Raw genomic sequence first — 22,921 nt, 5'->3', positions numbered from 1 at the left:
ACGCGAGGAAGACGCGGGGCCGGAACGCGTCGATTGTATGTCAAAAGGCGCAAGGCGCGCCGGGGTGCGGCGCGCGGCACCAGCGGCTTTCCCCTACAATGGCCCGCGCCGTCCTGGCGCCCTGCCATATAAAGAAACTAGAGAAATACGGAGACACCGAGCCATGCCCTTCCCGTTCGCCCGCGCCGTCCTTGCCACCGGCGTCCTGTTCGCCGCCGCGGCCACCCCCGCCGGCGCCGCCGATGCCTTCCCCGCCAAGCCGATCCGCTTCGTGGTGCCCTACGCCGCCGGCGGCACCACGGACCTCGTCGCCCGCACCGTCGGCCAACGCGTAGCCGAGAAGCTCGGCCAGCCGGTAGTGGTGGAGAACCGCCCCGGCGCAGGCGGCAACATCGGCATGGAAGCCGTGGCCAAGGCGCCTGCCGATGGCTACACCATCGGTTTCGGGGCGATTTCGACGAACGCGCTCAATCCCCATATCTATAAGCACGTGCCGTTCGACCCCCGCAAGGACTTCACGGCGATCAGCCTGCTGGGCACCTCGACCATCGTGCTGGAGGTCAGCGAAAGCCTGCCCGTGAAGACCGTGCCGGAGCTGATTGCCTATGCCAAGGCGCACCCGGGGCTGACTTATGCCACGGCGGGGACCGGCACGTCGATGCATCTGGCCGGCGCGATGTTCTCCCAGATGACCCAGACCGGCCTGACCCACGTGCCTTACAAAGGCAGCAGCCCGGCCATCAACGACCTGCTGGGCGGCCATATCCAGGTGATGTTCGATAACCTGCCCGCCTCGCTGCCCCATATCCAGGCGGGCAAGCTGCGCGCGCTGGCAGTGGCCGGCAAGACCCGCGCGCCGTCGCTGCCCAACGTGCCGACCCTGGCCGAAGCCGGCCTGCCCGGCTACGCCGTGGAGCCGTGGTTCGGCGTCTACGGCCCGGCTAACCTGCCGGCGCCGGTGGTGCAGGCGCTCAACGCGGCCTTCGTGGAGGCGCTGGCCCGCCCCGAGGTGCGCGACAAGCTGCAGCAGGCCGGCTTCAATCCGAAGGGATCGAGCGCGGCCGAACTCCAGACGCTGACGCTGACCGAGTACGAGCGCTTCGGCAAAGTGGCGAAGTCGGCGGCCATCACGGTGGACTAAGGCGGGACGAGWTCAAAGGCGGGGCCCGGCGGCCCSRATGGTGGCGGAGATGGCCGCGTGGAGCGGGGCGGCATCCATTACAATCCCGCTGCATCGGGCGCCGCGCCGGCCTTGCCAKGCCCGCGCGCCCACCACCCTCCGCCGAGCCTGCCGCCGCCATGAAACAAGATCCGCGTTTCCCCAATCTGTTCATCCTCAATCACCCGCTGATCCAGCACAAGCTCTCGCACATGCGCGACAGGGACACGTCCACGCGCACGTTCCGCGAGCTGCTGCGCGAGATCACGCTGCTGATGGGCTACGAGATCACGCGCAACCTGCCGCTGACCACGCGCCGCATCGAGACCCCGCTGGTGCCGCTGGAAGCCCCGGTCATCGCCGGCAAGAAGCTGACCATCGTGCCGGTGCTGCGCGCCGGCGTAGGCATGAGCGATGGCCTGGTCGAGCTGATTCCGTCGGCCCGTATCGGCCATATCGGCGTGTACCGAGACGAACAGCATCGCCCGGTGGAGTACCTGGTGCGCCTGCCGGACGTGGAAGACCGCAGCTTCATCCTCTGCGACCCGATGGTCGCCACGGGCTATTCGGCCGCGCACGCGGTTGATGTGCTCAAGCGGCGCGGCGTGAAGGACGAAGCCATCACCTTCGTGGCACTGGTCGCCGCGCCGGAAGGCGTGGAAGTGTTCCAGAAGGCCCACCCGGGCGTGCGGCTATACGTGGCATCGCTGGACAGCCATCTGGACGAGCACGCCTACATCATCCCGGGCCTGGGCGATGCCGGCGACCGGCTGTTCGGCACCAAGAACTGATGTGAAATGTGAGGCGCTTGATGCGCCTYATRCGCCATATTTAATGAGGATGGGCCGCGCTGAGCGSCCCTACTTCTTTCGCCCGCCGCCGCCCAGCAGGCTGCCCAGCACGCCACGGACCAGTTCCCGGCCGACTTGCGAGGCGAGCGTCCGGCCGGCGGACTTGGCCATCGATTCGAGGATGGAGTCGCCGCGGCCGGTCTTGCCGGTGCCCTTGGTCAGCGAGCCGAAGATTTCGCCGGCCCAGCTGCTACCGCCCTCCTCGGCCTGCGGCTGGGGAGTGCCGGGTTTCTGTGCCTGTGTCTGGCCATTGCCGGCGGTCGCCACGCTACCGCGCAGCTTCTCGTAGGCCGATTCCCGGTCYACGGTCTTYTCGTAGGTGCCRGCCACGAGCGAATTGGCGATCAGGGCCTTGCACTCGTCTGGCGTGGCCGGGCCGATGCGGCTGCCCGGGGGCAGCACCCATGCGCGCTCGGTGACGACTGGCGTCCCCTTGGCGTCCAGGCATGAGACCAACGCCTCGCCCACGCCCAGTTCGCCAATCGCCTGTTCGAGATTGAGCTTCGGATTGGGACGCATGGTCGTGGCGGCCACCTTCACCGCCTTCTGGTCGCGCGGCGTGAACGCGCGCAGCGCGTGCTGCACGCGGTTGCCAAGCTGGCCCAGGACGGTATCGGGAATATCTACGGGGTTCTGCGTCACAAAGTACACGCCGACACCCTTGGACCGCACGAGCCGCACCACCTGTTCGATCTTGTCCAGCAGCGCCTTGGGGGCGTCGTTGAACAGCAGGTGCGCCTCGTCGAAGAAGAAGACCAGCTTGGGCTTGTCGAGGTCACCGGCCTCGGGCAGCCGCTCGAACAGTTCGGACAGCATCCACAGCAGGAAGGTAGCGTACAGCCGGGGCGCATTCATCAGCTTGTCGGCGGCGAGGATGTTGACGACGCCCTGCCCCTTCTCGGTCTGGATGAAGTCCTCCAGGYTCAACATCGGCTCGCCGAAGAACTTGTCCGCGCCCTGCGACTCCAGCGCGATCAGCCCGCGCTGGATCGCGCCAATGGAAGCCGCCGAGATATTGCCGTACTCGGTGGTGAACTGGCTGGCGTTGTCGCCCACGTGCTGGAGCATCGCGCGCAGGTCCTTGGCATCGAGCAGCAGCAGGCCGTTGGCATCGGCAATGCGGAACACGAGGTTCAGCACGCCCTGCTGGGTGTCGTTGAGTTCGAGCATCCGCGACAGCAGCAGCGGCCCCATGTGCGAGACCGTCGCGCGCACCGGATGCCCCTTTTCGCCAAAGACATCCCAGAGCGTGGTCGGGCAGGCGCCCCAGACCGGTTCGGGCAGCCCGTGTTCCGCCAGGCGGGCCTTGAGCTTGTCCGATGGCTTGCCGACCTGGGAGATGCCTGACAGATCACCTTTGACGTCCGCCATGAACACCGGCACCCCCAGCCGCGAGAAGCCCTGCGCCAACGTCTGCAGCGTGACGGTCTTGCCGGTACCCGTGGCGCCGGTGATGAGACCGTGCCGATTCCCCATCTCGGGCAGCAGGACGAGCTCGCAGTCGGCGTTCTTGGCGATGAGGATGGGGTCGGCCATGATGGTCTCGTGGTGATAGCGGCGGTATCCGGGATCGGAAGGCGGGGGCCGCGTGATAAAATCCTGCGCTGATTATAGCCAGCAAATTGGCACATCCATCACATGGCGTGGCCGCCAGAAGCGCCACCCAGCACGCTGCACCACAGCTATTCCGCCTCGGAGAGAATCATGGCCGGTCACTCAAAATGGGCCAATATCAAACACAAGAAAGCCGCCGCTGAYGCCAAGCGGGGCAAGATCTGGACGCGCCTGATCAAGGAAATCACCGTCGCCGCCAAGCTCGGCGGCGGTGATGCCGACTCCAACCCGCGCCTGCGCCTGTCGATCGACAAGGCCATGGACGCGAACATGCCCAAGGACAACATCCAGCGCGCGATCCAGCGCGGCGTGGGTGGCCTGGAAGGCGCGAACTACGAGGAAATCCGCTACGAAGGCTACGGCCTGGCCGGCGCGGCGATCATCGTCGACTGCCTGACCGACAACCGTACCCGTACCGTGGCCGAAGTCCGCCACGCGTTCTCGAAGCACAACGGCAACATGGGCACGGAAGGCTCTGTGGCCTTCATGTTCACCCACTGCGGCCAGTTCCTGTTCGCGCCGGGCACGCCCGAGGACAAGCTGATGGATGCCGCGCTCGAAGCCGGCGCCGATGACGTGCTGACCAACGACGACGGCTCGATCGAAGTGACCTGCCCGCCGAACGACTTTTCGACGGTCAAGTCCGCCCTCGAAGCGGCCGGTTTCAAGGCCGAGCTGGCCGATGTGGTGATGAAGCCGCAGAACGAGGTGAGCTTCACCGGCGACGACGCGGTCAAGATGCAGAAGCTCCTGGACGCCCTGGAAAACCTGGACGACGTACAGGAAGTCTTCACCAACGCGGTGATCGAGGACTAAGTCCTCCGCCGCGCCCCATGGCGGCAGCCCGGCCCCGGCCAGCTGCCGCTTTTCGCATGCGTTTCTTTTCTGGCAGTGGATCATGAAAGTATTGGTTGTCGGTTCGGGCGGACGTGAGCACGCGCTAGCGTGGAAAATGGCCCAGTCCCCCAAGGTGCAAGTGGTGTACGTGGCGCCGGGTAACGGCGGCACGGCGCTCGACAAGCGCCTGCAGAACGTGCCGCTGACCGATCCCGAGGTGCTCGCCGCCTTCGTGGAGCGCGAAGGGGTGGCGTTCACCGTGGTCGGCCCCGAGGCCCCGCTGGCCGCCGGCATCGTCGACGTGTTCCGCGCCCGTGGCCTGCGCATCTTCGGGCCCACCCAGGCCGCCGCCCAGCTGGAGTCCTCCAAGGACTTCGCCAAGGCGTTCATGCATCGCCACAACATCCCCACGGCTGCCTACCAGACGTTTGCCGATGCGGCCGGCGCGCACGCCTATATCGACGCCCAGGGCGCCCCGATCGTGATCAAGGCCGATGGCCTGGCCGCCGGCAAGGGCGTGGTCGTGGCGATGACGCTGGAAGAAGCGCACGACGCCGTCGACATGATGCTGGCCGACAACAAGCTCGGCGATGCCGGCGCGCGCGTGGTCGTCGAGGAATTCCTGGAAGGCGAGGAAGCCAGCTTCATCGTGCTGGTGGACGGCAAGAACGTGCTGGCCCTGGCCACCAGCCAGGACCACAAGCGCCTGCTGGACGCCGATGCCGGCCCCAACACCGGTGGCATGGGCGCTTACTCGCCCGCCCCGGTGGTCACGCCGGCGCTGCACGCCCGCGCGCTGCGCGAGATCATCATGCCGACCGTGCGCGGCATGGAAAAGGATGGCATCACGTACACCGGCTTCCTGTACGCCGGCCTGATGATCGACAAGGACGGCAACCCGAAAACGCTCGAGTTCAACTGCCGCATGGGCGACCCGGAGACGCAGCCGATCATGGCGCGCCTGAAGACCGACCTCGTSGACGTGATGGAAGCGGCCGTGGACGGCAAGCTCGACCAGGTGGAGCTGGACTGGGACCGCCGCACCGCGCTGGGCGTGGTGATGGCTGCCCACAACTACCCGGAAGAGCCCCGCAAGGGCGATGCCATCACCGGCATTCCCGCCGAGACGGCCGAGGCCGTGACGTTCCACGCCGGCACCACGCTCAAGGACGGCACCCTGCTGACCTCGGGCGGCCGCGTACTCTGCGTGGTGGGGCTGGCTGACACCGTCAAGGCCGCGCAGCGCGCCGCCTACGCGGCCGTTGAGCAGATCCGCTTCGACGGCGCGCAGTTCCGCACCGACATTGGCTACCGCGCCATCAAGCGCTGATGCGCGCGCCGGACACCCGCGCGCCACGTTCCAAGGCGCGGCGGGAGTCCAGCCGGTACAATCATGACAGCGCCATGACGGCCGCGCCCTCCGGGCGGCGGCCGTCGCGCTACCGGCCCATCCGATTCCGCCCATCATGATCGACTCCCAGGCAGTCCGCGCCTACCTGCTCGGCTTGCAAGACCGCATCACCGACGCCATCGCCGCCGTGGACGGCCAGCCATTCCTGACCGACGAATGGGAAAAGCCGCCGACCGAGCGCCTGCGCGGCAGTGGCCGCACCCGCATYCTGGAAGGCGGCGCCGTGATGGAGCGCGCCGGCGTGGGCTTCTCCCACGTGCGCGGCGACACCCTGCCCCCCTCGGCCAGCGCCAACCGGCCCGAACTGGCCGGGCGCAGCTTCGAGGCCATGGGCGTCTCGCTGGTGTTCCATCCGCGCAATCCGTACGTGCCGACGGTGCACATGAACGTGCGCTGCTTCGTGGCCGTGAAGCCGGATGCGGACCCGGTCTGGTGGTTCGGCGGCGGCATGGACCTGACGCCGTACTACGGCCATGCCGATGACTGCGCGCACTTCCACCGCACCTGCAAGACCGCGCTGGCACCGTTCGGCGACGACCTGTACCCGCGCTTCAAGCAGTGGTGCGACGAGTATTTCTTCCTGCGCCACCGGGGCGAGGCRCGCGGCATCGGCGGRGTGTTCTTCGACGATTTCGCCGCGCTGGGCTTCGATCGCAGCTTCGCGATGATGCAATCGGTCGGCGACGCCTTCCTCGACGCCTACCTCCCTATCCTCGAAACCCGCAARGACACGCCCTACGGCGCGCGCGAGCGCGACTTCCAGGCCTACCGGCGCGGGCGCTATGTGGAATTCAACCTGGTATTCGACCGCGGCACGCTGTTCGGCCTGCAATCGGGCGGCCGCGCCGAATCCATCCTGATGTCGATGCCGCCGCAGGTAACCTGGCGCTACGACTGGCAACCCGAGCCGGGCAGCGCGGAGGCCGCGCTGTACACCGACTTCCTGCCGGCACGCGAGTGGGCCTGACGGCGAGTGTGATGACTGTTCCCGAAGATTCCCGCGCCACCGACCCCGCCCCGTCCACCGGCCGCCCGTACCGCCTGGGTATCCTGGGCGGCACTTTCGATCCGCCGCATCGCGGCCATGTCTCGCTGGCGCAGCTTTGCATCGACCATCTGGCGCTCGACGAGCTGGTCTGGATTCCGACCGGSGAGTCCTGGCAGAAGGGCGACCATGTGACGCCCGCCGCCGACCGCTTCGCCATGACCGAGCTGGCCGCCGCCACGCTGGACAGCCCGCGCGCCAAGATACGAGTCAGTCGCATGGAGGTGGACCGGGCCGGCCCGAGCTATACCATCGACACGGTGCGCCACCTGCGCGACGAATACGCCCCGGATACCTCCATGGCCTGGCTGATGGGCGCCGACCAATTGCTGCGCCTGCACACCTGGCACGGCTGGGAGGCATTGTTCGAACAAGTGCACCTGTGCATCGCCACCCGCCCCGGTTTCGACCTCGCCGCGCTGGACGGTCCGGTGCTCGCGGCGATGAACCAGCGGCTGGCGGACACGCACCTGATACAATGCACGCCCTCCGGCCGGATGTGGATCGACCAGACCCTTGCCGTCGATCTTTCCTCCACCGGCCTGCGCCAGCGCCTGGCTGAGGGCCAGGCGGCGGATGACCAACTGCCTGCCGGCGTGGCACACTACATCGCGAGTCGCGGGTTATACCGCAATCCCTGACCGGCTCGCCCCTATCCCGAACGAAGCTGAACAAGAAAGACACCATGGATATTCGTAAACTGCAACGCGCCATCGTCGACGGGCTCGAGGATGTCAAAGCGCAGGACATCAAGGTGTTCGACACCACTCACCTGACCGAACTATTCGACCGGGTGGTGATCGCCAGCGGTAGTTCGAACCGCCAGACCAAGGCGCTCGCCGCCTCTGTGCGGGATACGGTGAAGGATGCCGGCGGCCATATCATTGCCGTCGAGGGCCTGGAGACGGGCGAGTGGGTGCTGGTGGACTGCGGCGACGCCGTGGTGCACATCCTCCAGCCGCAACTGCGCCTGTACTACAACCTCGAGGAAATCTGGGGCGACAAGCCGGTGCGCGTGAAGCTGACCGGCGCCAGGAGCCTGGCCAAGGCCAGCGAGCCGATGGACGACGACGAAGCCGAGGCTTCGGCGCCGGCACCGCGCTCGCGCCGTGCCTCGAGCCTGCGCCCGGCGCTGGCCAAGCTGCCGGAAGGCATGAAGGAGCCTTCGCCGCCGATGGGCCACGAGGACACCGATCCGGACGCCATCGCCACGATCCGCAAGCCGGTGCGCAAGACCAGCACCGGCGCCGCCACCAAGACGGCGGCTGCCAAGACGCCGGCCCGCAAGTCCCCGGCCGTGAAGGCGCCGGCCCGCAAGGTGGCGACCAAGACGGCCACCAAGCCGGCGACCAAGACTGCCGCCAAGGCCCCCGCACGCAAGGCGCCGGCCGCCAAGAAGGCTGCGACCAAGACCGCCGCGCCGCGCAAGCGCTCGGCCTGAGTCGACTGCGTCGACTTAAGCCGTTCGCACCGATCCACCCGGTATCGCCAGATCGCCCATGCAACTCGTGATCGTGGCCGTCGGCCACAAGATGCCCGGCTGGATCGAAACCGGCTTCGGCGAGTATGCCAAGCGCATGCCGCCGGAGCTGCGCATCGAACTTCGCGAAGTCAAGCCGGAAGCCCGTTCGTCGAGCAACAACGCCGCCACGGTGATGCAGCGGGAAGCCGCGCGCATCGACGCCGTGCTCGGTTCGCTGTCCAAGCAGTGCCGGATCGTCGCGCTCGATGAACGCGGGCGCGACTTCACCACGGTGCAGCTGGCCGACCAGCTGACCGGCTGGCAGCGCGAAGGCGGCGACGTGGCTTTCCTGATCGGCGGCGCAGACGGGCTCGACCCGGCCCTCAAGGCACGCGCCACCACCCTGATCCGGCTCTCCAGCCTGACGCTGCCCCACGGCATGGTGCGCGTGCTGCTGGCCGAACAGCTCTACCGCGCCTGGTCCGTCACGCAAAACCACCCGTATCACCGGGTCTGAGTTCCCGCCGCCGACGGTTACAATCGCCGCATCGATTTTCCCGATGCGCGCCGTGACCCACGACCTCCTCTACCTCGCCTCCCAAAGCCCGCGCCGCCGCGAATTGCTGACGCAGCTCGGCGTCTCCCATGAACTGCTGCTCGCCGATGACGACGAGGATGCCGAAGCGCTCGAAGCCGTGCTGCCCGGCGAGATGCCCGACGCCTACGTGCAGCGCGTCTGCGCGCTCAAGGCCGAAGCCGCCCTGCGCCGCCGCGAGCGCCGCGCCCTGCCCGACCATCCGATTCTGACCTCCGACACCACGGTATGCCGGGGTGGCGACATCCTGGGCAAGCCGGCCGACCCGGACGATGCCGCCGCGATGCTGGCCGCGCTCGCCGGCACCACCCACCGCGTGCTGACCGCCGTGACCGTGGTTTCCACGCTCGGCCAGCGCCATGCGCTGTCGATCTCGCACGTCACTTTCCGGCCGATGAACGCCGCCGAGATCGCCCGCTACGTGGCCAGCGGCGAGCCGCTCGGCAAGGCTGGCGCGTACGGCATCCAGGGCCGCGCGGCCGAGTTTGTCGAACGAATCGACGGCAGCTATTCGGGTATCATGGGCTTGCCCTTGTTCGAGACCGCGGCCCTGCTGCGCGAGGCCGGGCTGCGCTTCTGAGCGCCCCGTCCCGCAGCCATCCCGCCCGGCGCCGAACGACAACAACAAGCCGCCGACAACACGGCAGCGCGCATCCATCGCTATGACTGAAGACATCCTCGTCAACATCACGCCGCAAGAGACGCGCGTTGCCATCGTGCAGCAGGCCGCCGTGCAGGAACTGCATGTCGAGCGCACGCTGACGCGCGGGCTGGTTGGCAATATCTATCTCGGCAAGGTCGTGCGCGTGCTCCCGGGCATGCAATCCGCATTCATCGACATCGGCCTCGAGCGCGCGGCCTTCCTGCACGTGGCCGACATCTGGCATCCGCGCGACCCCGACAAGAACGGCGCCCCGCCGCTCGCCATCGAAAAGACGCTGTTCGAGGGCCAGGCCCTGATGGTGCAGGTCATCAAGGACCCCATCGGCACCAAGGGGGCGCGGCTGTCCACGCAGATCAGCATCGCCGGCCGGACGCTGGTGTACCTGCCCCAGGACCCGCATATCGGCATCTCGCAGCGCATCGAGGGCGAGGTGGACCGCGAGGCGCTGCGCGCCCGCGTGCAGGGGCTGGTGCCGCGCGACGAGCGTGGCGGCTTTATCGTGCGGACCATCGCCGAGGAAGCCAGCGACGACGAGCTCGGCAACGACATCGCCTACCTGCGCAAGATCTGGGCGTCGATCCGCCTGAACGCGACCACCCAGCCGGCCACCAGCCTGCTGTACCAGGACCTGAACCTGGCCCAGCGCGTGCTGCGCGACTTCATCAACGACGCCACGGGCGTGATCCAGATCGACTCGCGCGAGAACTACCAGAAGCTGGTGGAGTTCGCCCAGGAGTACACCCCGGCCGTRCTGCCCCGGCTCTCGCACTACACCGGCGAGCGGCCGATCTTCGACCTGTTCAACATCGACGCCGAGATCGAGAAGGCGCTGTCGCGGCGGGTGGACCTGAAGTCCGGCGGCTACCTGATGATCGACCAGACCGAGGCGATGACGACGATCGACGTCAACACGGGCGGCTACGTCGGCGCCCGCAACTTCGACGACACGATCTTCAAGACCAACCTCGAGGCCGCGCACACCATCGCCCGGCAACTGCGGCTGCGCAACCTCGGCGGCATCATCATCATCGACTTCATCGACATGGAGAACGTKGAGCATCGCGACGCGGTGCTCTCCGARCTGAAGCGCGCGCTGTCCCGTGACCGCACCCGGATCACCGTGAACAGCTTCTCGCAGCTCGGGCTGGTGGAGATGACCCGCAAGCGCACGCGCGAGTCGCTGGCRCACGTGCTGTGCGAGCAGTGCCCGGTCTGCACGGGCAAGGGCCAGGTCAAGACGCCGCGCACGGTCTGCTACGACATCCTGCGCGAGATCATGCGCGAGTCCCGCCAGTTCAATCCGCGCGAGTTCCGCATCCTGGCCTCCCAGGAAGTGATCGATCTGTTCCTCGAGGAAGAAAGCCAGCATCTGGCGATGCTCAACGACTTTATCGGCAAGCCGATCTCGCTCCAGGTGGAATCCACGTTCCATCAGGAACAGTACGACATCATCCTGATGTAAGTGCATTGGGCGTCACGCGCCCAATGCCTCACCCCGCAGACATTCACCCCTCACTCTCCCGCCCAGCGTCATCGTTCTGTCATCCACTCCCCCCAGAATGCGCCAAGTCATTCAAGCAAGGGAGTCGACATGACGCATGCAATCGAAGTCCGCGGACTCAGCAAATCGTTCCGCGCGGACCGCAAGGCGCTTGACGATGTCACGCTGCACGTCGCGCCGGGAGAAATGGTGGCCCTGCTGGGCGCCTCGGGTTCTGGCAAGTCCACGCTGCTGCGCCATGTGGCCGGTTTCGTGTCCGGCGATGCTGGCGAGATCCTGGTCAATGGCCGATCCATCCAGCGCCATGGCCGCCTGGCTGGCAACGTGCGCAAGGTGCGCGCCGAAATCGGCTTTGTTTTCCAGCAGTTCAATCTGGTGGGCCGCCTGCCGGTGATCACCAACGTCCTCGTCGGCATGCTCACCCGCATCCCGGCCTGGCGCAGCCTGTTCCGCCTGTTCAGGGCCGATGAAGTGCAGGCCGGCCTCGACGCCCTCGCCCAGGTTGGTATAGACGACTATGCGTTTCAGCGTGCCTCCACGCTCTCCGGCGGCCAGCAGCAGCGCGCCGCCATCGCACGGACGCTGGTGCAGAACGCCAAGGTCATCCTGGCCGACGAACCGATCGCCTCGCTCGACCCGGAATCGTCGCGCCGCGTGATGACGCTGCTCTCGCAGATCAACCGCACCCGCAAGGTGGCCGTGGTGGTGTCGCTGCACCAGGTGGACGTGGCCATGCGCTACTGCCCCCGCGTGGTGGCGCTGCGCCAGGGCAAGGTGGTCTACGACGGCCCGTCCGCCGCACTCACCCCGGGCATGCTGCGCGACCTGTACGGCACCGAGGCCGAGGAACTGCTCCACGACTCGGTTCCCGACGAAGCCGACACCGCCAGCGGCATGCCGGCGCCGGCCATGGTCACGATGAATCTCGCGGCCGCCTGATCGCCACCGCGCCCCCCTTTTCGCTTTCCCGCTGTATTGCCGTCATTTGCCGTTATCCACAACGACTCATCCGAAACGGAGTCACACATGCTTCGCAGAACCTTTCTCGCCGTGGTCGCCTCGGGCGTCGTGGCCCTGCCCGCTTACGCCCAGGACGCCAAGACCCTGAACATCGGCTTTATCTCGACGGAATCGTCGTCGAACCTGAAGACCGCCTGGCAGCCGCTGATCGACGACCTGAGCAAGGCGCTCGGCGTGCAGGTCAAGCCGTTCTTCGCCTCCGACTACGCCGGCATCATCGAGGGCATGCGCTTCAACAAGGTGCAGCTCGGCTGGTTCGGCAACAAGTCGGCCATGGAAGCCGTGGACCGCGCCAACGGCGAGGTGTTCGCGTCCGTGATCGACAAGGACGGCAACCCGGGCTACTGGTCGCTGCTGGTCGTGCGCAAGGACAGCGACCTGAAGACGGTGGAAGACGTGATCAAGCGCGGCAAGGAGCTCTCCTACGGCGCCGGCGATCCGAACTCCACCTCGGGCACGGCCGTGCCGGGCTACTACCTGTGGGCCGCCCACAAGGTGGAGCCGAAGACGCTGTTCAAGGCCGTGCGCATCAGCAACCACGAGACCAACCTGCTCTCCGTGCTGAACAAGCAGGTGGACGTGGCCGTGAACAACACCGAGAACTTCGAGCGCTATCGCATCAACACGGGCAAGAACGCCTATGACGAGGTGCGCGTGCTGTGGAAGAGCCCGCTGATCGCCGCCGACCCCATGGTCTACCGCAAGGACCTGCCGGCCGAGACGAAGAAGAAGATCCAGGACTTCTTCGTCAACTACGGCAAGGGTGCCGACGCTGCGCGCGAGAAGCAGATCCTGACCACGCTGACCTACCAGGGCTTCCGCGTCTCGTCGGACGCGCAGCTGCTGCCCATCCGCCAGATCGAGCTGGCCAAGCAGAAGTCCAAGATCGAGACCGACACCACGCTGGCCGCCGCCGACAAGGAAAAGCAGCTGGCTGACGTATCGCGCCGCCTGGCCGAGATCGACAAGGCCATCAGCGCCCAGTAAGCCGTACCCCGCCCAGGGCCGATGGCGCGYTGCCATCGGCCYTGSGCCATCTTCACCGTATTCCATCCGATGCCCCCCATGACCGCCACCGCCAAGCCCGGCCTCCCGCCCCCGTCCCCCGCGCCGCACAGCAACGTCCGCCCGCCGCGCACCTCGCTGTCCATGATGCTGGTCTGGGCGATCGTGCTGGCCTTGCTCGCCATGTCCTGGCAAGGCGCCGACATGCGCCCGATGGACCTGCTGCGCGACTCCGGCAACATGGCGAAGTTCGCCGCCGACTTTTTCCCGCCCAATTTCCGCGACTGGCGCAACTACCTCGACGAGATGCTCGTGACCGTGCAGATCGCGCTCTGGGGTACCGCCATCGCCGTGTTCATGGCCGTGCCGCTCGGCCTGCTGTGCTCCGCCAATATCGTGCCGGTGTGGGTCTACCAGCCGGCGCGCCGCATCATGGACGCCTGCCGCGCCATCAACGAGATGGTCTTCGCGATGCTGTTCATCGTGGCCGTGGGCCTCGGCCCGTTCGCCGGCGTGCTGGCGATCTGGATCCACACCACCGGCGTGCTGGCCAAGCTGTTCGCCGAAGCCGTGGAAGCCATCGACCCGCGTCCCGTGGAAGGCGTGCGCGCCACCGGCGCCGGCCCGATCGAGGAGATCGTCTACGGCGTGATCCCGCAGGTGCTGCCGCTGTGGCTGTCCTTCGCGCTGTACCGATTCGAGTCGAACGTGCGCTCGGCGTCGGTGGTCGGCATCGTCGGCGCCGGCGGCATCGGCACCGTGCTCTGGGAGATCATCCGCAGCTTCCAGTACGCGCAGACCTGCGCGGTGATGATCATCATCATCCTGTTCGTGACCGGCATCGACATCGTGTCCGCCCAGATCCGCAAGGTGCTGGTATGAGCGCGGACCGCCTGACCCTGGCACGCATCGAGACGCTGTTCGCCAACCACGGTAAGGACTGGTATGGCGGCGAGGCGATCAGCCAGACCGCCCACGCGCTGCAGTGCGCGCAGCTGGCCGAGCAGGCCGGCGAGCCGGCGGCGCTGGTGGCTGCCGCGCTGCTGCACGACGTGGGCCATCTGATGCTGGCCGAGAGCAGCACCACCGACATGCGCCACCAGGAGGCCGCCGCGCAGGCGCTGGCCGACCTGTTCGGCGCGAACGTGACCGAGCCCGTGCGCCTGCACGTGGCCGCCAAGCGCTACCTGTGCGCGATGGACCCGGCCTACTTCGCCACACTCTCGCCGGCCTCGGTCCACAGCCTGGCCCTGCAGGGCGGCCCGTACGACGCCGCGCAGGCAGACGCCTTCATCGCCAGCCCGCACGCCGMAGCGGCGGTGCGGCTGCGCCGCTACGACGATCTGGCCAAGGTAGTGGGTTTGCCGACGCCGGCGCTGGCGCACTATCTGGACATCGCCGCCGGCTGCGCACGGCACGCGTAAGCCACGCGCCCAGGGAAAAAGCCCGGGAGTCCCGGGCTTTTTCTTTGCTGTCGACGATCAACAACTCAGTCGTGCCTCACCCCGATCAACCGGGCGAACGACGCCGCCGAGTCATCCAGCGCCCCGCTATTGTCGATCTCGACCAGCTTGCAGCCGGCCGGCACGTCGAACGCCTGCCCCGCGCGCGCCAGMCGTTGCGCGATCGCCGCTTCGGACTCCCGCCCCCGCTGGCGCAGGCGCGCCGCCAGGGCCTCGGGCTTCACGCGCACGTGCACCGCGCACAGGCCCGGATAGCGGGCGACGGCCGTCGGCAGGTACTCGCGCGAGCCATTGACGATGACCTTGAGCCCGCGCGCGAGCCAGTCCTCGATCTCCACGCCGATGCCGTAGTCCAGCCCATGGCTGTGCCAGTGCAGCGCCATGCAGCCGAGCGCCCGGCGGCGCGCGAACTCGTCCGTGGACAGCGCCACCGAGGCCTCGTTGGCATCGGCGGCGCGCGTGATGTAGCGATGGGCCACCACCACGCGGTCCTGCGGGCCCAGCCGCTCGCGCAGCGCGCGCAACAGCGAGTCCTTGCCGCTGCCGGAGGGGCCCATCACGTAGAACAGGCCGTGGCCGTCCGCGTGGGGATCAGTGTGGGGATTGGCGCGGGTATAGATCGTCATGATGCGAGCCAGGCTGCACCGGCGCCATCGCGCGTGCTGCCGTTAAAGCCATAGTGGCGCGCGACGAGGAAGTCGGCGCCGGGCTCGGGCTGCACGAACACGGCGATGCCATCGACATGCATCGGCGCGCTGCAGAGCTGCTGGCTGGCCGGCGCRAGTTGCGCGAKCGCGGCGGCTTCCGCAGCAGCGTCGAGCATGCCGGTGAGCGTGATATGGAAGGTGAAGGTCTCGAACACGTAGGGGTAGCCCCACGCCTCGAGCATGCGCCGCTGGGCGGCGCTCAGTTGGTCCGGCTTGCGCTTGCGCAGCTCCGCCTCGGTGGGCGGCGCGCGGAACGGTTCGAAGGCCAGCACGCAGCCATCGGCCAGCGCGTGCATCTGGCGGGCGCCTTCGTGGCTCTCTGTGCCGTCATCGAGACACCACGCGAGGAAGCCGCGCAGCGCGCGCAGCGTCAGCCGGGCGTGGAAGGCATCGACGCCATGCGCGAAGTCACGCGCGGCGGCATCGAGCATCGGGCCATCCGTGCCCGCCGCCAGCCGGAACGGCGGCTTCAGCGTGGCGTGGAGGCCGTAGTGGGCGGGCGCCGCCACCCAGGCGTCCGGGCGCGGCCCGAGGTTCTTYGGCAGTGGCAGCGGCGCGCCGGTATCGGCATCGCGCCCCAGCCACTGCGCGCCGAACGTGCGGAACGGCTCGGCCGGCGCCAGGTAGATCGCGAAGCGCGGTGCGGCCATCGTCATGCGGCCAGACTGCCTTCGTCGCCGTCCGCCGTGTAGCGGGCCTCGGCGATGTCGATCATCGGCAGCACGCGCGTGGCGTGCTTCAGCTCACCGTTGACAATGGTGCCGCACACGCGTGGCAGGCCCGGCACGCTGTCATCGACSAGGATGGCGTCGGCGCGCAGCCCCGGCGCGAGCACGCCCCGGTCGCGCAGGCCAGCCGCGCGGGCCGGGTTGCGCGAGACGAGGTGCCACGCCTCGGCCAGCGAGACCACGCCAAGCTGCGCGAGCTTGAACGCGGCCTGGATCGGCGCGGGGTAGTAATAGTCAGAGGCCAGCACCGTGCACAGGCCCGCCGCCACCATCTCGGTGGCGTTGGGGGCGCCGGTGTGGCTGGTGCCGCGCACCACGTTGGGCGCGCCGAACACGGTTTCGTCGCCGATCTGGCGGGCGAGCTTTGCGACCTCGATGGTCAGCGGGAACTCGGCGATATGACAGCCCTGGCGGTGATAGTGCTGGCGCGTGGCGAGGTCCGGGTCATCGTGCGAAGCCACCGGCAGGCCCGCCGCGCGGGCGGCCGCGATCAGGCTGGACACGCCCGCCGGCACGTCCTGCGCGTTGCGGCTGGCCGTGCGCAGGCGCGTACGGAAGGTCTCGGGGTCGCACTCGGCGCGCTCGGCGTACTGGGCCAGCTTGCTGTCGTTGGCCATCTTGCGCGCCATCATCGGCAGGTGATCGTTGATGGCGAGCAGGCCGACGCGGCCATCGGCCATCCAGGACAGCGCGGTCTCCACGCCAGCGAGGTGATAGGCCTCGAAGCGCAGGTGCACCTTGTGGGAAGCGCCCAGCACCGGCTGCAAGTGCGCCAGGGCATCGAACATGCGCAGCGCGTAGGCTTCGCCACGCAGGCCGCCTTCCCAGGAGAGCGTCACGCCGTGGAATTCGGTCGTGATGCCGTGCGACAGCAGTTGGCGGTCCACGTCGAGCAGCGCGCCCGCGTACGGGAAGCTCACGCCGGGGCGCGGCATCACGGCACGCTCGAAGGCATCGCCATGGATGTCGACGATGCCGGGCAGCACCAGCAGATCGCCCGCATCGATGCAGGGGCCGCTCTCGGGCGCCTGCTGCGGCGAGGCGACGCTGCCGTGGTCGAAGCCCAGCGTTGCCGGGCCAATGGCGGCCGCGCCCAGCACACGGCGACCCGTGATGCCGGCCAGCCGCGCCGAATGAGTTTGGTTTGTCGTAGGCATGGGCAACACACTACCCCTGGTTGATGACACTCGCATGTCTACACCGGATGTCTAGACCAATGCGATGCAAGCGCCGCACTCGCGGCGCACCCGGATTCAGTCGCTGTCGGAGACGGTGAGYTGCACCCAGTCTCCRGCAAAGCGGGTCATGCTGTATTGCAGCGGTGCGCCGTCGATGTCCACGTTGAGCGCTTCCACCTGGAGCACCGGCCGCGTCTTGGGCTGGTTCAGCAGCCGCGCCACSGGSGCGCTCGGCATGGCGGCGGTGATGCGCGACCACTTGCGCGTGTAGTCGGCAATGCCGAAGTGCGCCAGCGCGCGCGAGATCGACAGCTTGGCGCGCACCTGCTCCTCCATGCCCGGGAAGCGCTTGGGGTCGAAGTAGTGCTCGGCCACGTCGATGGTCCGCTCCTCGGCCTTGCCCACCATCTGCACGTGCAGCACGTCGGCATTGCGCGCCAGACCGAGGTGCTTGGCCACCTCCGGCGCGCGGATCACCTGGCTGCCCAGGATCTCCATATGCCCGCGCATGCCCTGCGCGGCCAGGTTCTGCGAGAACCGCGTGCGGCGCCCAATGGCGTAGTCGATGGCGTGCTCCTGCACGAAGGTGCCGCGCCCCTGCTCGATGCGCACCAGACCGCTCAGCTCCAGCTCACCCATGGCGCGCCGGATGGTGTGGCGGTTCACGGCAAAGCGCGTGGCCAGCTCCGGTTCGGGCGGCAACTGCTCGCCRGGGCCATAGAGCTTGTTGCGGATGTCGTCCGCCAGCGCCTCGCCAATCTGGCGCCACACGGCCACGCCGGAGCCACGTTCGACTTCCCGTTCAGACATCGCTTCCCTCTTTCATCATGCTTTCATCGTCATTCAATACCGTGCGATTGTGCCTCACACGGAGCGCCCGCGTGGCGTGCCCGATCAATCCGCTCCGGGTCGGCCAGCGCGTCATGAAAGCTTCATGTGGCTGTGGTCTAGTATCGCCGTGTTGTGGTATTTTACATCTAAACGTATAGACGTATAGGGGTGATGATGCAAAGCGAAACCAATGCGGCACGCGCCGCATGGCTGCGAACCCTGGCTCTGGCGCGGTCTGACGCGCTGGAAGCGGCCTACGCGCGGCTCGGCGAGGCGGCGGCACTGCCGGCCTACCGCCTGCTGCGCAAGCCGGAGTCGGGCATGGCCATGGTGCGAGGCCGCGCTGGCGGCACGGGCGCCCAGTTCAATCTGGGCGAGATGACCGTCACGCGCTGCGCCGTGGTGATCGAGGATGGCGAAACCGGTGGGACCGCCGGCGTCGCCTATGTACAGGGCCGTGGCACCCGCCACGCCGAGCAGGCCGCCGTGCTGGACGCCCTGCTCCAGTTGCCGGCCTGGCACCAGCGCGTGACGGACCTCGTCCTGGCCCCGCTGGCGCAGGCCTTTGCCGACCGCGCAGCGCAGCAGGCCGCCACCGCCGCGCAGACGCGCGTCGAATTCTTCACGATGGCACGCGGAGAGGACTGACATGCCCACCACGCAATCGAATCTGCCGAACTTCGGCACGCCGGCCGCCTCGCTGCTGCCCGGCTTCGACAATCCGGTCGATGACGCCCAGCAGGTGTTCCGCGCCACGCTGGAAGCCTTCGCCCATCCGGGCCGGCTCGCGTCGCTGCCGGCCACCAGCGGCGTGCCCGAGGGCCTCTCGCCCGCGCTGGCCGCGCTGCTGCTGACGCTGGCCGACCCCGACACGCCGGTCTGGCTGCCCGCTGACGTCTCCGCCCCGGCGCGCGCCTTCCTGCGCTTCCACTGCGGCTGCCCGCTGGTCGATCAACTGGACGCCGCCACCTTCGTCTGCGTGCCGGCCGGCCATGCGATGCCCGCCCTCGCCGACTGCGCCCAGGGCCAGCCGGCCTACCCGGACCGCTCGGCCACGCTGATCGTCGAAGTGGCCTCGCTGACCGAAGGCGACACGCTCACGCTGCGCGGCCCCGGCATCGAGACCACGCAGGCGCTGACCGTCACCGGCCTGCCTGCCGACTTCCAGGCCAGCTGGGCCGCGAACAACGCCGGCTTCCCGCTCGGCGTCGACCTGCTGCTGGCCAGCGGCGACCAATTCTGCGCACTGACGCGCACCACGCACCTGACGCACGGGGAGAACTRACATGTACGTAGCCGTGAAGGGAGGCGAACGCGCCATCCTGAACTCGTACCAGATGCTCGACAGCTATCGCCGTGGCGATACGTCGGTGCCCGAACTCACACTCACCCAGATCCGCGAGCAGATGCCGCTGGCCGTGGCCCGCGTGATGGCCGAAGGCTCGCTCTACGACCCGCACCTCGCCGCCCTCGCCCTCAAGCAGGCCGCCGGCGACCAGATCGAGGCGATCTTCCTGCTGCGCGCCTATCGCACCACGCTGGCGCGCTTCGGCTACACCCAGCCGCTCGATACCGGCACCATGCGCCTGCAACGCCGCATTTCGTCGACGTTCAAGGACGTGCCGGGCGGCCAGGTACTCGGCCCGACCTACGACTACACCCAGCGCCTGCTCGACTTCTCGCTCGAAGCCGGCCGCGACCCGGAACCGCTGCCGCCGTCCGCCCAGCCGCTGGCCGCCGGCATGCCGCGCGTGACGGGCCTGCTGGAAGCCGATGMACTGGTCGAAGCCGACGCCATCCCGCCCGGCGACCCCGCCCCGCCGGACCTGACGCGCGAGCCGCTGACCTTCCCGGCCGACCGCGCCGCCCGCCTGCAGAACCTGGCGCGCGGTGACGAGGGCTTCCTGCTGTCGATGGGTTACTCGACCCAGCGCGGCTACGGCAACTCGCACCCGTTCGCGGCCGAGATCCGCTACGGCACGGCCGAGGTGGAACTGTTCGTCGAGGAACTGGGCTTCGCCGTGACGATCGGCGAGGTCGAGCTGACCGAGTGCCAGATGGTCAGCCAGTTCAGCGGCAACGCCGACGAGGCGCCCCGCTTCACGCGCGGCTACGGGCTGGTGTTCGGCTACAACGAGCGCAAGGCCATGTCGATGGCGCTGGCGGACCGCGCGATGCGCGCGGCGGAGCTGGGCGAAGCTGCCGACGCCCCGGCCAACGACATCGAATTCATGCTCTATCACAGCGACAACGTGGAGGCCTCGGGCTTCGTCCAGCATTTGAAGCTGCCCCACTACGTCGACTTCCAGGCCAACCTGGAACTGCTGCGCCGCCTGCGTGCCGAGCAGGAAGCCGCTGCGCCCAACGCCGCCGCCCCGGCCGCGCCGCATGCCGCCGCGCAAGCCGCTATCCAAGAGGAAACGCTGGCATGACACAGACCATCGCCCATCCGGCCACCGTCGCCCGCGACGATCATTACAACTTCGGCTACCTCGACGAATCCACCAAGCGCATGCTGCGCCGCGCGCTGCTCAAGGCCGTGGCGATTCCGGGCTACCAGGTGCCGTTCGGCAGCCGCGAAATGCCGCTGCCCTATGGCTGGGGCACCGGCGGCATCCAGGTGACGGCCGCCATCATCGGCAAGCAGGACGTGCTGAAGGTGATCGACCAGGGTTCCGACGACACGACGAACGCCATCAACATCCGCCGCTTCTTCGGCCGCGTGACCGGCGTGCAGACGACGGAGCGCACCGCCGAGGCGTCGATCATCCAGACCCGTCACCGCATTCCGGAAACGGCACTGCGCGCAGGCCAGACCATGGTCTACCAGGTGCCCATTCCCGAGCCGCTGCGCTGGCTGGAGCCGAGCGAGACCGAGACGCGCACCATGCACGCGCTGTCCGAGTACGGCGCCATGCACGTGAAGCTTTACGAGGATATTGCCCACCACGGGCATATCGCCACGACCTACGACTATCCCGTGATCGTCAACCAGCGGTACATGATGCGTCCGTCGCCCATTCCGAAGTTCGACAACCCCAAGCTCGACCGCAGCCCCGCGCTGATGCTGTTCGGCGCTGGCCGCGAGAAGCGCGTCTACGCCGTGCCACCGTACACCTCKGTCCGGAGCCTCGATTTCAAGGATCACCCGTTCACGGTGGAGAAGTGGTCGAGCTGCTGCGCCCAGTGCGGCGCCACGGACAGCTACCTCGACGAAATCATTACCGACGACGCCGGCACCCGCATGTTCGTCTGCTCCGACACCGAGTACTGCGCCGACCGCCAGGCCGCGCAGGCCGTGGAAGCCGCGGGAGTGTGCMAATGACCGCCACGCCGCTTCTTTCCGTCCGCCACCTCACRCGCACCTGGGACGGCCTGCACGGCTGCCACGACGTCAGCTTCGACCTCTATCCGGGCGARGTGCTCTGCGTGGTCGGCGAATCCGGCTCGGGCAAGAGCACGCTGCTGCAGGCCCTGTCGATGCAGGCGCCGCCGCAGCGCGGCAGCGTCAGCTATGACATGCGCGAATCGGGCCTGACCGACCTCGCCACGCTCTCCAGCGCCCGTATGCGGCTGCTGGCGCGCACCGACTGGGGCTTCGTGCGCCAGCACGCCCGCGACGGCCTGCGCATGCAGGTCAGCGCCGGTGCCAACATCGCCGAGCGCCTGATGGCCGTGGGCGAGCGCCACTACGGCAACCTGCGCGAAGTGGCCGGCGCCTGGCTCGAGAAGATGGAAATCGATCTGGCCCGGCTGGACGACGTGCCCGGCACGTTCTCGGGCGGCATGCAGCAGCGCCTGCAGATCGCGCGGAACCTCGTCACCCATCCGCGCCTGGTCTTCATGGACGAGCCGACCGCCTCGCTCGACGTCTCCGTACAGGCCCGCCTGCTCGACCTGCTGCGCCGCCTGGTGACCGATCTCGGCCTCGCCGCCGTGCTGGTCACCCACGACCTGGCCGTCGCCCGCCTGCTGGCCCACCGCACGCTGGTCATGCAGGGCGGCCGCGTGGTCGAACAGGGCCTGACCGAYCAGATCCTCGACGACCCCCAGCACCCCTACACCCAGCTGCTGGTCTCCTCCATCCTGCAAGGCTGACGACGATGTCCACCGACAACCTCCACACCCCTGCCGAGCGACTGATCGAGGTGCGCGGCCTTGGGAAGATGTTCACGCTGCACAACCAGGGCGGCATCCGCCTGCCCGTGCTGCGCGCGATCGACTTCGACGCCGCGCGCGGCGAATGCCTCGTGCTGTCCGGCCGCTCCGGTACCGGCAAGAGCACGCTGCTGCGCTGCCTCTACGGCAACTATCTGGCCACCGAAGGCACCATCCGCCTGCGTGATACCAGCGCCGAAGGCGCGCCGTGGGTCGAGCTGACGCAGGCCCCGGAGCAACGCATCCTGCACCTGCGCCGCCATGTGATTGGCTACGTCAGCCAGTTCCTGCGCGCCATTCCGCGCGTCTCGGCGCTCGACGTAGTGGCGGAGCCGCTCGAACAGCGTGGCACCTCGCACGAGGCAGCCCGCGCCCGCGCCGCCGTGCTCCTCGAACGGCTGAACCTGCCGCGCCGCCTCTGGGACCTGCCGCCGGCCACCTTCTCGGGCGGCGAGCAGCAGCGCGTGAACATCGCACGCGGGCTGATCGGCGGCCATCCGATCCTGCTGCTGGACGAGCCCACCGCTTCGCTCGACGCCGACAACCGCGCCGTGGTGATCGACCTGATCCGCGAAGCCCAGGCCGAAGGCCGCGCGCTGATCGGCATCTTCCACGACGAAGCCGTGCGCGACGCCGTGGCCACGCGCCTGCTGCCGCTGCAACCCGCTACCGCCATCGCCTGACGGACGACC

The 22,921-nt window shown here is 68.2% G+C and carries 25 protein-coding genes; 20 read left to right on the top strand and 5 right to left on the bottom strand.

Annotated elements, in window-relative coordinates:
* The first annotated feature begins 163 nt into the window (after positions 1 to 163).
* A complete protein-coding gene (locus AB4Z27_RS19830) occupies positions 164 to 1,141 on the top strand; it encodes a Bug family tripartite tricarboxylate transporter substrate binding protein (protein ID WP_092292197.1) in 978 nt (325 codons plus the stop codon).
* Positions 1,142 to 1,299: 158 nt separating this feature from the next.
* Complete coding sequence (gene upp / locus AB4Z27_RS19825) at positions 1,300 to 1,950, top strand: uracil phosphoribosyltransferase (RefSeq protein ID WP_092292195.1); 651 nt, start codon at positions 1,300 to 1,302, stop codon at positions 1,948 to 1,950.
* Between the two features lie 69 nt (positions 1,951 to 2,019).
* On the opposite strand, the gene AB4Z27_RS19820 is transcribed toward upp, so the two are convergent.
* Positions 2,020 to 3,546, bottom strand: coding sequence for a helicase HerA-like C-terminal domain-containing protein (locus tag AB4Z27_RS19820; RefSeq protein WP_441645060.1), 1,527 nt, complete (start codon positions 3,544 to 3,546; stop codon positions 2,020 to 2,022).
* A 168-nt stretch (positions 3,547 to 3,714) separates the two neighbouring features.
* On the opposite strand from AB4Z27_RS19820, the gene AB4Z27_RS19815 reads away from it, so the two are divergent.
* From AB4Z27_RS19815 to AB4Z27_RS19760, 12 genes are all read left to right on the top strand, one after another.
* A complete protein-coding gene (locus tag AB4Z27_RS19815; RefSeq protein WP_092292191.1) occupies positions 3,715 to 4,440 on the top strand; it encodes a YebC/PmpR family DNA-binding transcriptional regulator in 726 nt (241 codons plus the stop codon).
* An 82-nt stretch (positions 4,441 to 4,522) separates the two neighbouring features.
* A complete protein-coding gene (gene purD, locus AB4Z27_RS19810) occupies positions 4,523 to 5,791 on the top strand; it encodes a phosphoribosylamine--glycine ligase (protein WP_441645059.1) in 1,269 nt (422 codons plus the stop codon).
* Positions 5,792 to 5,927: 136 nt separating this feature from the next.
* On the top strand, positions 5,928 to 6,839 hold the full coding sequence (hemF, locus tag AB4Z27_RS19805; protein WP_250025105.1) for an oxygen-dependent coproporphyrinogen oxidase: 912 nt from the start codon (positions 5,928 to 5,930) through the stop codon (positions 6,837 to 6,839).
* A gap of 11 nt (positions 6,840 to 6,850) precedes the next feature.
* Positions 6,851 to 7,558, top strand: a complete 708-nt coding sequence (locus AB4Z27_RS19800) for a nicotinate-nucleotide adenylyltransferase (protein ID WP_441593621.1) — start codon at positions 6,851 to 6,853, stop codon at positions 7,556 to 7,558.
* 44 nt (positions 7,559 to 7,602) lie between these two features.
* Positions 7,603 to 8,358, top strand: coding sequence for a ribosome silencing factor (gene rsfS / locus AB4Z27_RS19795; protein WP_092292183.1), 756 nt, complete (start codon positions 7,603 to 7,605; stop codon positions 8,356 to 8,358).
* Between the two features lie 58 nt (positions 8,359 to 8,416).
* The gene (gene rlmH / locus AB4Z27_RS19790) at positions 8,417 to 8,896 is read left to right on the top strand and encodes a 23S rRNA (pseudouridine(1915)-N(3))-methyltransferase RlmH (RefSeq protein ID WP_092292181.1); all 480 of its coding nucleotides are present in this window, start codon (positions 8,417 to 8,419) and stop codon (positions 8,894 to 8,896) included.
* Positions 8,897 to 8,939: 43 nt separating this feature from the next.
* Complete coding sequence (locus tag AB4Z27_RS19785; protein ID WP_092292179.1) at positions 8,940 to 9,554, top strand: Maf family protein; 615 nt, start codon at positions 8,940 to 8,942, stop codon at positions 9,552 to 9,554.
* Between the two features lie 82 nt (positions 9,555 to 9,636).
* Positions 9,637 to 11,100 carry a ribonuclease G gene (rng, locus tag AB4Z27_RS19780; protein ID WP_092292175.1) on the top strand — a complete coding sequence of 488 codons (1,464 nt, stop codon included), beginning with the start codon at positions 9,637 to 9,639 and terminating at the stop codon, positions 11,098 to 11,100.
* A 129-nt stretch (positions 11,101 to 11,229) separates the two neighbouring features.
* Entirely contained in the window at positions 11,230 to 12,078 is an 849-nt protein-coding gene (gene phnC / locus AB4Z27_RS19775) for a phosphonate ABC transporter ATP-binding protein (RefSeq protein WP_441593618.1), read from the top strand.
* 87 nt (positions 12,079 to 12,165) lie between these two features.
* The gene (phnD, locus tag AB4Z27_RS19770) at positions 12,166 to 13,146 is read left to right on the top strand and encodes a phosphonate ABC transporter substrate-binding protein (protein ID WP_092292171.1); all 981 of its coding nucleotides are present in this window, start codon (positions 12,166 to 12,168) and stop codon (positions 13,144 to 13,146) included.
* A gap of 78 nt (positions 13,147 to 13,224) precedes the next feature.
* The gene (gene phnE / locus AB4Z27_RS19765) at positions 13,225 to 14,046 is read left to right on the top strand and encodes a phosphonate ABC transporter, permease protein PhnE (protein WP_092292169.1); all 822 of its coding nucleotides are present in this window, start codon (positions 13,225 to 13,227) and stop codon (positions 14,044 to 14,046) included.
* The gene (locus AB4Z27_RS19760) at positions 14,043 to 14,588 is read left to right on the top strand and encodes a phosphonate degradation HD-domain oxygenase (protein ID WP_441645058.1); all 546 of its coding nucleotides are present in this window, start codon (positions 14,043 to 14,045) and stop codon (positions 14,586 to 14,588) included. The genes phnE and AB4Z27_RS19760 overlap by 4 nt, the downstream gene beginning before the upstream one ends.
* 65 nt (positions 14,589 to 14,653) lie before the next feature.
* Here the strand turns inward: AB4Z27_RS19760 and phnN are convergent, their stop codons facing one another.
* The 4 genes from phnN to phnF form a co-directional block, all read right to left on the bottom strand.
* On the bottom strand, positions 14,654 to 15,253 hold the full coding sequence (gene phnN / locus AB4Z27_RS19755) for a phosphonate metabolism protein/1,5-bisphosphokinase (PRPP-forming) PhnN (RefSeq protein WP_092301998.1): 600 nt from the start codon (positions 15,251 to 15,253) through the stop codon (positions 14,654 to 14,656).
* The gene (locus AB4Z27_RS19750) at positions 15,250 to 15,990 is read right to left on the bottom strand and encodes a DUF1045 domain-containing protein (protein ID WP_441645057.1); all 741 of its coding nucleotides are present in this window, start codon (positions 15,988 to 15,990) and stop codon (positions 15,250 to 15,252) included. Before AB4Z27_RS19750 ends, phnN begins: the two co-directional genes overlap by 4 nt.
* On the bottom strand, positions 15,987 to 17,219 hold the full coding sequence (locus AB4Z27_RS19745) for an alpha-D-ribose 1-methylphosphonate 5-triphosphate diphosphatase (RefSeq protein WP_092301992.1): 1,233 nt from the start codon (positions 17,217 to 17,219) through the stop codon (positions 15,987 to 15,989). The genes AB4Z27_RS19750 and AB4Z27_RS19745 overlap by 4 nt, the downstream gene beginning before the upstream one ends.
* A gap of 96 nt (positions 17,220 to 17,315) precedes the next feature.
* Complete coding sequence (phnF, locus tag AB4Z27_RS19740; RefSeq protein ID WP_092301989.1) at positions 17,316 to 18,050, bottom strand: phosphonate metabolism transcriptional regulator PhnF; 735 nt, start codon at positions 18,048 to 18,050, stop codon at positions 17,316 to 17,318.
* A gap of 192 nt (positions 18,051 to 18,242) precedes the next feature.
* Here phnF and phnG point away from each other — a divergent pair, with 192 nt between their 5' ends.
* Genes phnG through phnL form a run of 6 tightly spaced genes read left to right on the top strand, consistent with a single transcriptional unit; the run spans position 18,243 to position 22,912 of the window.
* On the top strand, positions 18,243 to 18,719 hold the full coding sequence (phnG, locus tag AB4Z27_RS19735) for a phosphonate C-P lyase system protein PhnG (RefSeq protein ID WP_092301986.1): 477 nt from the start codon (positions 18,243 to 18,245) through the stop codon (positions 18,717 to 18,719).
* A gap of 1 nt (position 18,720) precedes the next feature.
* A complete protein-coding gene (phnH, locus tag AB4Z27_RS19730) occupies positions 18,721 to 19,356 on the top strand; it encodes a phosphonate C-P lyase system protein PhnH (protein WP_092301983.1) in 636 nt (211 codons plus the stop codon).
* A gap of 1 nt (position 19,357) precedes the next feature.
* Positions 19,358 to 20,503: a carbon-phosphorus lyase complex subunit PhnI gene (locus tag AB4Z27_RS19725; protein ID WP_441645056.1), complete on the top strand. Its 1,146-nt coding sequence runs from the start codon at positions 19,358 to 19,360 to the stop codon at positions 20,501 to 20,503.
* A complete protein-coding gene (locus tag AB4Z27_RS19720; RefSeq protein ID WP_441645055.1) occupies positions 20,500 to 21,396 on the top strand; it encodes an alpha-D-ribose 1-methylphosphonate 5-phosphate C-P-lyase PhnJ in 897 nt (298 codons plus the stop codon). Before AB4Z27_RS19725 ends, AB4Z27_RS19720 begins: the two co-directional genes overlap by 4 nt.
* Complete coding sequence (gene phnK, locus AB4Z27_RS19715) at positions 21,393 to 22,169, top strand: phosphonate C-P lyase system protein PhnK (RefSeq protein WP_092301977.1); 777 nt, start codon at positions 21,393 to 21,395, stop codon at positions 22,167 to 22,169. The genes AB4Z27_RS19720 and phnK overlap by 4 nt, the downstream gene beginning before the upstream one ends.
* A gap of 5 nt (positions 22,170 to 22,174) precedes the next feature.
* The gene (gene phnL, locus AB4Z27_RS19710) at positions 22,175 to 22,912 is read left to right on the top strand and encodes a phosphonate C-P lyase system protein PhnL (protein ID WP_441593613.1); all 738 of its coding nucleotides are present in this window, start codon (positions 22,175 to 22,177) and stop codon (positions 22,910 to 22,912) included.
* Positions 22,913 to 22,921 lie beyond the last annotated feature (9 nt).

The organism is Cupriavidus sp. KB_39, from assembly GCF_052114485.1.
GTDB lineage: Bacteria > Pseudomonadota > Gammaproteobacteria > Burkholderiales > Burkholderiaceae > Cupriavidus.
The sequence above is the reverse complement of the archived record's forward strand: the minus strand, read 5'-3'. Positions and strand labels throughout refer to the sequence as shown.

Coding starts and splice junctions, on each gene's coding strand:
- AB4Z27_RS19830 (WP_092292197.1), top strand. CDS start 164: ATGCCCTTCCCGTTCGCCCGCGCCGTCCTTGCCACCGGCGTCCTGTTC.
- upp (WP_092292195.1), top strand. CDS start 1,300: ATGAAACAAGATCCGCGTTTCCCCAATCTGTTCATCCTCAATCACCCG.
- rsfS (WP_092292183.1), top strand. CDS start 7,603: ATGGATATTCGTAAACTGCAACGCGCCATCGTCGACGGGCTCGAGGAT.
- rlmH (WP_092292181.1), top strand. CDS start 8,417: ATGCAACTCGTGATCGTGGCCGTCGGCCACAAGATGCCCGGCTGGATC.
- AB4Z27_RS19785 (WP_092292179.1), top strand. CDS start 8,940: ATGCGCGCCGTGACCCACGACCTCCTCTACCTCGCCTCCCAAAGCCCG.
- phnC (WP_441593618.1), top strand. CDS start 11,230: ATGACGCATGCAATCGAAGTCCGCGGACTCAGCAAATCGTTCCGCGCG.
- phnD (WP_092292171.1), top strand. CDS start 12,166: ATGCTTCGCAGAACCTTTCTCGCCGTGGTCGCCTCGGGCGTCGTGGCC.
- phnE (WP_092292169.1), top strand. CDS start 13,225: ATGACCGCCACCGCCAAGCCCGGCCTCCCGCCCCCGTCCCCCGCGCCG.
- phnG (WP_092301986.1), top strand. CDS start 18,243: ATGATGCAAAGCGAAACCAATGCGGCACGCGCCGCATGGCTGCGAACC.
- phnL (WP_441593613.1), top strand. CDS start 22,175: ATGTCCACCGACAACCTCCACACCCCTGCCGAGCGACTGATCGAGGTG.